We start from the raw sequence: 7,414 nt of genomic DNA, 5'->3' as shown, positions 1-7,414 counted from the left end.
TTTTGTTTAAATAAAATGTACTAACATAGTTTTAAATAAATCAAAAAGGACTGTTTTTATCAGTCCTTTTTATTTGTGATTTTCAGATAGTAAAAAATAGTAAATAATCTAATTCTAAAGTGATAATTGAGATTATTTAATGATAGGTCAATCCTCAGTGGCTCTTACTAACCACCAGGATAAAAGAGTCATTTTTTATTAAAAAGCTTAAAAGTTTACGAAAATACAAGGTAAATATTGGATATGAGGAGAATATAAAAATAAACCTCTCAGAATATTCCTTATGTAAAAACCCAAAAAGGAGTGGATAAGCATGTCCAAGTTTAGGTTAATTCCTTACAAATTGGAAGAAGTTAAAGGACGTACAAAAGAAGTACCTGTTGGTGTCCGTTTAATCGAAGCTGAGTCTATTTGGGAAAAAGGTTTTCAAGGGGAAGACGTGGTAGTTGCAGTGATTGATACTGGCTGTCAAACAGACCACTCAGATTTACAAGACCGTATTATTGGCGGGTATAACTTTACAGAAGACTATGGCGGAGATCCGAACGTATTCTTAGATAATAACGGTCATGGAACTCATGTTTGCGGTACAATTGGTGCTACTCAAAATGGACAAGGTGTAGTAGGCGTTGCTCCAAAAGTAAAGCTACTCGTTCTAAAAGTACTGAATGGTAGAGGAGAAGGTAGTGTAGAAGCTGTAACAAAGGCGATTGAATATGCAACATATTGGAAAGGATGTAATGGAGAAACTGTTCGAGTGATTTCAATGTCATTGGGTAGTCCAGAAGATGATACTGGTTTACATGAAGCAATCCAAAAAGCCGTGGAGCAAAATATTGTGGTTGTTTGCGCAGCCGGTAATGAAGGTGATGGCAGCGGCGAAACAAGTGAATATAGCTATCCGGGTGCTTACCAAGAAGTGGTAGAAGTAGGCTCTGTCAATCTTCAAAAGCGTTTATCTTATTTTAGTAATACAAATGATGAGGTTGATTTAGTAGCACCAGGGGAAAAAATTCTTTCCACGTATCCAAGAAATCAATATGCTTCTCTCTCCGGTACATCCATGGCAACACCGCATGTATCTGGAGCAATTGCTTTATTGATTCATCAATATGAAGCTGAAAATAATGAGAGAATTACTGAATTAGAAATTTATGATTTGTTAATTTCTCATACAATTTCACTAGGCTACTCTAAATTAGAAGAAGGAAATGGATTATTACAGCTAGGTATTAATGTACCTGCTAAAAACTAAATGAAAATTTAACAGATGTATATAAGTCCCGATAACTTTTGCGATCGGGGCTTTTTTATGTTTCTATCAGATATGTTGTAAATGATATACCAAAAATAGTATTTGAATTAGAAATAAATAGAAATAAATAGAAATAAATAGAGGTTTTCTTTTCACTATATGGAATATATTCCCTAATGAGGTTTATTTATGATTAATCAAAGATTTAATAGGGGGAAAAAAATGAAAATAGGCTTTTTAATTATAGACATGCAAAAAAATTTACTAAATGACCAAAAAGAAGTGATGAATGTTGATGGCGCATGTGAGTACATTAATTATGTTGCTGAGAAGATGCGTGAAAAAAATAATGTAGTCATACATATTCAAGACGTTGAGGGAGTAAGTGATATTGATGATGATTCCATTTCTATTATTCCAGAAATAAAAGTGGATCAGCAAGATATTCGTATCAAGAAAGTACATTCTAATGCATTTTGGGAAACAGAATTGGAACAAGTGTTACGAGACCAAGGAATTAGCTTAGTGATAATTGCAGGATTTGCTGCAGAGCATTGTGTTCTTTTCACTTATAATGGAGCAATGGAAAGAGGATTTAGACCAGTCATTTTACAAAATGGAATTTTAAGTACAAAAAGTGATGTGATTACACAAACATATCGTGATCGTAATATTATTTCATATTCAGTGATTCCGTTTATTGGCTAATCATGATGTTTATAAAAAGTAATCGTAAGAAAAAAAGACCGTAGCGGTCTTTTTTTTTGACAACTTTGATCTCTCAGGTGTTTAATGACAAGGAGCAGCTAATCATACGGCTTAACCAAAAATTTAGCATCAAGGATTTGAATGAAACAAACATCAAAAACAGAGCCTTTTACAAGGGTAGTAATTCAAGTTCATTGGTTAAAACGACAACTATGTACTATTTTTGTAGTTTAGATTTTTTACTTGCGTTTTTCGTTAAAGCAAATGGGAGATGCCTAAAACTTAATTTTGAATTGATTTAGAAATCAGTAGCAATAACGATAACTAAATCTGAATTTCCTCATGTAGCGGCTAAATTTTGTAAGATATTTGTCAAGACTGTTCATCAGTAAAGGTTATGAATTCTTTTAAACGCTGTATATGCTCTTGACCATATTTCGCATCTTCTAATAGAATTGTTTGTACATCCAAATCTTGAGTGAGTCCACTCATTATTGCTGATTTCGTAAGACATAGACTTTTGTAGGTAATTAATTCATATAATTCTAAAGTTTCATGGAGCACTAAAGTTCTTTTCATTTTGATCCTCCTAATTTAAACATCCACACTATCTTCTGTTTTTAAGAATCTTCTTATTCATCCATTTCCTTTTTGATTTCAATATTTTTTATTCAAATTAGAGCATAAGAAACTTTAAGAAGGGTCTCATATTAGAACAGGATGTATTGGCATTCTATGAGACAGAAGATACCCTAGAAACTTACATACAAAAAGAACCATTTCCTAAAGGAATTGGTTCTTTTTGTAGTAAAACTAAAGGGTAAATTTGATATTATATTGAAACTTTTGCTAAATATTCTTCAAGTTGTTTGAATGTGCCACCGAAGCCTTGTTTCATTGACTCATGTCCAGCCTCGTATGACTTCATTTCTTCTTCAGTTGCATTTATTGGGTAGCCTCTTAATGTTAGAGTCGTCTTACCATCATTCTCTTCAAGCGTTAAAGTGTTGTGAACCTCTAAAGGCCATGGCCCCATTTGAGGAAACGGTGAATTAGTAATATTACCATCTTTATCAGAGAACGAATTTACAAATTCAATTTTTTCTGGTTTTACGATTTCACCGTATACAAAAAGTCCCCACATTTCAAATCCTTCAGGTGACTTCATGCTATAGTGGAATTTTCCACCAGTTCTGAAATCTAATGATTCAACTTGTAGCTCTAAGCCAGCTGGACCCCACCAGTTTCTTAAATGTTCTTTTTCAGACCAAACTTTAAAAACTAATTCACGAGGAGCATCTAGCACACGCGTAATCACAAGTTCATTTTTTTCTACTTTTAATTGGTTTTCGTTCATCATTAATTCCTCCAAAATTATATTAAAATGCATCAGCTAGTATTTATTTTTTATATTTTGAAATATGGTTTGCAAGGCGTTCTAAAGTCTGTTTGCCACCTTCAATTGCACCAAATTCAATGACGTTATTGCGCTCTTCTGGTGTAGGAAATAAAGTACACATCGTAAGTAAGGTTTTACCTTCGTTTTCCTCAAATGTAACTGTGACTTCAAATGATCTAGGATCATTTTCTTCGCCTGTACCATGTTTATAAACAAGTTTTTCCGGTTTTACAATTTCTAAATATTGAATTTGATTTGGATAGTCAACACCATCTGGACCATGCATGATAAAAGTCCAAATTCCACCTGGTCTTACATCCCTTTCATGAGTTGTGATTGTAAATCCATTTGGACCCCACCATTTCCCTATATGAACAGGGTCCGTAAAAGCACTAAATACTAGGTCTCTTGGTGCATCAAACTCACGATTAATTGTTATTTGTCGATCTTCTAAATTTAATTGTCCATCTGTTAAATGACTCATCATTTTCCTCCTTTAAGTAGTTAAAACTAAACTTCCTTTCTAATAATTTGATATTAAAAGCGCTAGAATCATAATTACTACAAATAAATTAAGTTATTTTCCTTGTAACTTTTTTAAATAGTCATCCAATCGATCCAATTTTTCTTCCCATACGTGACGAAAGGATTCAATCCACGAATCCATCTCTTTTAGTGGTTGAGGTCTAAGTTTATAAATTCTTCGGTTGGCAATAGGTTGAACTTCTACAAGACCAGCTTCACTAAGAACACGGAGATGTTTAGAAACTTGAGGTTGCTTAAGATCCAACTTCTCAGCAATTTCTCCTACTGAAAGTGGTCCGTTCCGTAATAGTTCAACAATCTGTAATCTGTTAGGTTCTGCAAGTGCGATCAAAGTCGAATTCATAATTGAAATATACCTTATGTGGAATATTCCTGTCAAGGAATATTCAAATCCGATTTAATTTGTAACATATGCAGATGGAATGATTCGAAGTTGAGGAGCTATTTCATAGAAGAGAAGGCATTACTAATCCTAGTATGTTCTATATATAAATTGAGTATCCAGATCACTGTTTAACGTAAACTTCACCTAGTTTTGTCGATATTTTTTCCATTTGCGTAATCGATTTTATGTTACTATTTATTTGACTGAATTATTTGAAAATGTAAAGGTGGGTGTTTTATGAGTTTGAAAGAGTATGAGGCTTCGTTTTTGACTTATGTTAAGAAAATATTAAACATGCATGAAGCAATTAGTGTTCTTTATTGGGATCTAAGAACCGGTGCACCTAAAAATGCTGTACGTCAACGTTCAAATGTTATTAGTCAACTTTCATCAGATGTTTTTAAAATGAGCACATCAAAAGAAATGGAACATTATTTAATTACACTAGAGGAAGCGATCCAAGCAGAGAAGTGTACTTTAGAAGTCGAGAAAACAGTTGAGTTCTTGAGAAGAGAATTTGATCATAATACAAAAATACCAGTTGAGGAATATGAAGCATATGTAAAATGCCAGGCAGAAGCTGAAAGTGTTTGGGCAGAAGCCAAAACAGAAAATAACTTTTCAACATTCGAACCATATTTAACAGAAATAATCGAGTATAAACGAAAGTTTGTAGAGTATTTAGGTTATGGTAATTCAAAGTATGATACATATTTGAAACAATATGAACCAGGAATGACAGTAGCGAAACTAGATGAAGTTTTTACTGTTGTTCGTGAAAAGTTAGTCCCAATTGTAAAAGCAATTTCTAAGAGTGGCAAAAATTTTGAAAGAGAAGAAATGAAGGCAAATGTATCAAAACATAAGCAGAGAGAAATTTGTGAAGATTTTTTAACTACGCTTGGTTACGATTTTAACTCAGGTCGTTTAGATGAAACTTCACATCCATTTGCTACAAATATAAACTTAGGTGATGTTCGGGTAACGACTAAATATCATGAAGATTATTTTGCGAAAGCGCTATTTAGTACAATTCATGAATGTGGTCATGCATTGTATGAGCAAAATATTTCAAAAAGCTTGGAAGGATTACCGATTGCCCAAGGAGCATCACTTGGAATTCACGAATCACAATCACTTTTATATGAAAAAATGATTGGACAAAGCTTTGAATTTTGGAAGGGTAATTATGCTAAATTGACGAAGAAATTAAATGGTGTGTTAGATGATGTAAGCCTAGAGGATTTCTACAAAGCGATTAATCATAGTAAACCATCATATATTCGGATCGAAGCTGATGAATTAACATATCCACTTCATATTATGGTACGTTATGAAATTGAAAAGGACTTATTAGATGGGCTAATCGAAGTGAAGGATTTGCCAACAATTTGGAATAAAAAAATGGAAGAATATCTTGGAATTATTCCACCTACAAATCGTGAAGGTGTTTTACAAGACGTTCATTGGTCTATGGGTCTCTTTGGATATTTTCCAACCTATGCTCTAGGTGCAATGTATGCAGCACAAATAAAAGCAACAATGGACAAAGATTTAACAAATGTAAATGAATTAATCGAATCTAATGATTTTCATTCAATACTGAATTGGTTAAAAATAAATATTCATCAATACGGAGCAACAAAAACCCCTCAAGAACTGTTAAAAGATGTAACTGGTGAAGAATTAAACGTTCAATATTATATTGAATACCTTGAGAACAAGTACGCAAATTTATATGAATTATCATTTTCTGAGCAGAATATGGGCTCAGAAGCATGACTTTCTTAAGAGCAGTTTGAATGATTATGTAGCAGTATAATGAATTAGCGTTTAGTTTGAAAATGGAAATAATTGACCACTGATTGAAACGTTTAAATCAGTTATACTTAATTTGCACAACATAGAAATAAAAACTCCTTTGAAACGTTTAGGCAATTCAATGGTATTCGTTCATTATTGTGAATGAATCCTTGAATTGTTTTTTTTTTGCATAAAATTCCTTCATTTTACAAAAGGTAAGAAGTAGAAAGGATGGTAAATTATGCCTTTGATCTTATCTGTTGGAACAGCTGTTCCTGAACATAAAATAAACCAAGAAAACATTGTCCCATTTGTTAGAGAATTATTTTTAAGCAAATACCCATCAATCGACAGGCTTTTATCTGTATTTCAAAATGGAGAAATTCAGTCGAGATATCTTTCTAAAGAGTTATCATGGTATAGCGAGACGCACAGTTTTGAAGAAAAGAACCAAACATATGTTGAGACAGCAATTCAGCTTTCATTAGATGCATTAAAAGATTGTTTGGAAAATAAAGAGTTTTTATCTTCAGAAATTTTAATTGATGAAATTGATGGCATAATATTTGTTTCGTCGACTGGTATATCTACCCCTACAATAGATGCACATATCGCAAATATCTTACCTTTTAAATCGACGATTAAAAGAATACCAATTTGGGGATTAGGGTGTGCTGGTGGTGCAAGCGGAATTGCTCGTGCCTTTGATTATTGTAAAGCACATCCAGAGTCTAATATTTTACTAATCGCAGTAGAACTCTGTAGTTTAACCTTTCAAAAAGAAGATTTATCCAAAAGCAATATCATCGGAACTTCTCTATTTGCGGATGGCGCAGCAGCTGTAGTGGTAATTGGTGATGAAAGCAAATTGAAGGAACGTACAATTCACGTTGCACTTCCAAAGATTGAGCAAACACATTCAACTTTGATGCCAAATTCATTAGATGTTATGGGATGGGATGTTCGAAATGCAGGTCTTTTTGTTATTTTTTCAAGAGATATTCCTTCAATTATAAAAAATTGGTTAGAGCCTGTCGTAACAAATTTTTTAAGTGTTAATAATATAGTATTGAATGACGTAACACATTTTATTGCACATCCTGGTGGGAAAAAAGTATTGGATGCATATGTTGATTCACTAGAAATTGATGAAACAAAGACGAGGATCTCGCTGGATATATTAAAAAAATATGGAAATATGTCATCCTGTACTGTTCTATTTGTTTTAAAAGAATTTATGAAAATAGGGAAGAAAAGCGATCATGGTTTATTATGCGCATTAGGTCCTGGATTTAGCTCAGAACTCTCACTTTTGAAA

8 protein-coding genes are annotated in these 7,414 nt (G+C 32.9%); 4 read left to right on the top strand and 4 right to left on the bottom strand.

What is annotated here, in order from left to right:
- Positions 1 to 313 precede the first annotated feature (313 nt).
- A complete protein-coding gene (locus V7056_RS17665; protein ID WP_499703719.1) occupies positions 314 to 1,255 on the top strand; it encodes a S8 family peptidase in 942 nt (313 codons plus the stop codon).
- A 222-nt stretch (positions 1,256 to 1,477) separates the two neighbouring features.
- Positions 1,478 to 1,963, top strand: a complete 486-nt coding sequence (locus tag V7056_RS17660; RefSeq protein WP_499703718.1) for a cysteine hydrolase family protein — start codon at positions 1,478 to 1,480, stop codon at positions 1,961 to 1,963.
- A gap of 372 nt (positions 1,964 to 2,335) precedes the next feature.
- Here the strand turns inward: V7056_RS17660 and V7056_RS17655 are convergent, their stop codons facing one another.
- The 4 genes from V7056_RS17655 to V7056_RS17640 form a co-directional block, all read right to left on the bottom strand.
- Positions 2,336 to 2,542: a hypothetical protein gene (locus V7056_RS17655; protein WP_499703717.1), complete on the bottom strand. Its 207-nt coding sequence runs from the start codon at positions 2,540 to 2,542 to the stop codon at positions 2,336 to 2,338.
- A gap of 253 nt (positions 2,543 to 2,795) precedes the next feature.
- Positions 2,796 to 3,320, bottom strand: a complete 525-nt coding sequence (locus V7056_RS17650) for an SRPBCC family protein (RefSeq protein WP_499703716.1) — start codon at positions 3,318 to 3,320, stop codon at positions 2,796 to 2,798.
- Between the two features lie 43 nt (positions 3,321 to 3,363).
- Entirely contained in the window at positions 3,364 to 3,846 is a 483-nt protein-coding gene (locus tag V7056_RS17645; protein ID WP_499703715.1) for an SRPBCC family protein, read from the bottom strand.
- A gap of 93 nt (positions 3,847 to 3,939) precedes the next feature.
- Complete coding sequence (locus V7056_RS17640; protein ID WP_499703714.1) at positions 3,940 to 4,251, bottom strand: ArsR/SmtB family transcription factor; 312 nt, start codon at positions 4,249 to 4,251, stop codon at positions 3,940 to 3,942.
- A gap of 279 nt (positions 4,252 to 4,530) precedes the next feature.
- Between V7056_RS17640 and V7056_RS17635 the strand changes: the two genes are divergently transcribed.
- Both V7056_RS17635 and V7056_RS17630 read left to right on the top strand, forming a co-directional pair.
- A complete protein-coding gene (locus V7056_RS17635; protein ID WP_499703713.1) occupies positions 4,531 to 6,075 on the top strand; it encodes a carboxypeptidase M32 in 1,545 nt (514 codons plus the stop codon).
- A gap of 262 nt (positions 6,076 to 6,337) precedes the next feature.
- Positions 6,338 to 7,414, top strand: a 1,077-nt coding sequence (locus V7056_RS17630; protein WP_499703712.1) for a type III polyketide synthase, incomplete at its 3' end; no start/stop codon positions are given.

It is taken from the genome of Bacillus sp. JJ664, from assembly GCF_036962205.1.
Lineage (GTDB): Bacteria > Bacillota > Bacilli > Bacillales > Bacillaceae_G > Gottfriedia.
The sequence above is the reverse complement of the archived record's forward strand: the minus strand, read 5'-3'. Positions and strand labels throughout refer to the sequence as shown.

Excerpts from the sequence above, each read along its gene's own strand:
- V7056_RS17665 (WP_499703719.1), top strand. The coding sequence starts at position 314 with ATGTCCAAGTTTAGGTTAATTCCTTACAAATTGGAAGAAGTTAAAGGA.
- V7056_RS17650 (WP_499703716.1), bottom strand. The coding sequence starts at position 3,320 with ATGAACGAAAACCAATTAAAAGTAGAAAAAAATGAACTTGTGATTACG.
- V7056_RS17640 (WP_499703714.1), bottom strand. The coding sequence starts at position 4,251 with ATGAATTCGACTTTGATCGCACTTGCAGAACCTAACAGATTACAGATT.
- V7056_RS17660 (WP_499703718.1), top strand. The coding sequence starts at position 1,478 with ATGAAAATAGGCTTTTTAATTATAGACATGCAAAAAAATTTACTAAAT.
- V7056_RS17645 (WP_499703715.1), bottom strand. The coding sequence starts at position 3,846 with ATGAGTCATTTAACAGATGGACAATTAAATTTAGAAGATCGACAAATA.
- V7056_RS17635 (WP_499703713.1), top strand. The coding sequence starts at position 4,531 with ATGAGTTTGAAAGAGTATGAGGCTTCGTTTTTGACTTATGTTAAGAAA.
- V7056_RS17655 (WP_499703717.1), bottom strand. The coding sequence starts at position 2,542 with ATGAAAAGAACTTTAGTGCTCCATGAAACTTTAGAATTATATGAATTA.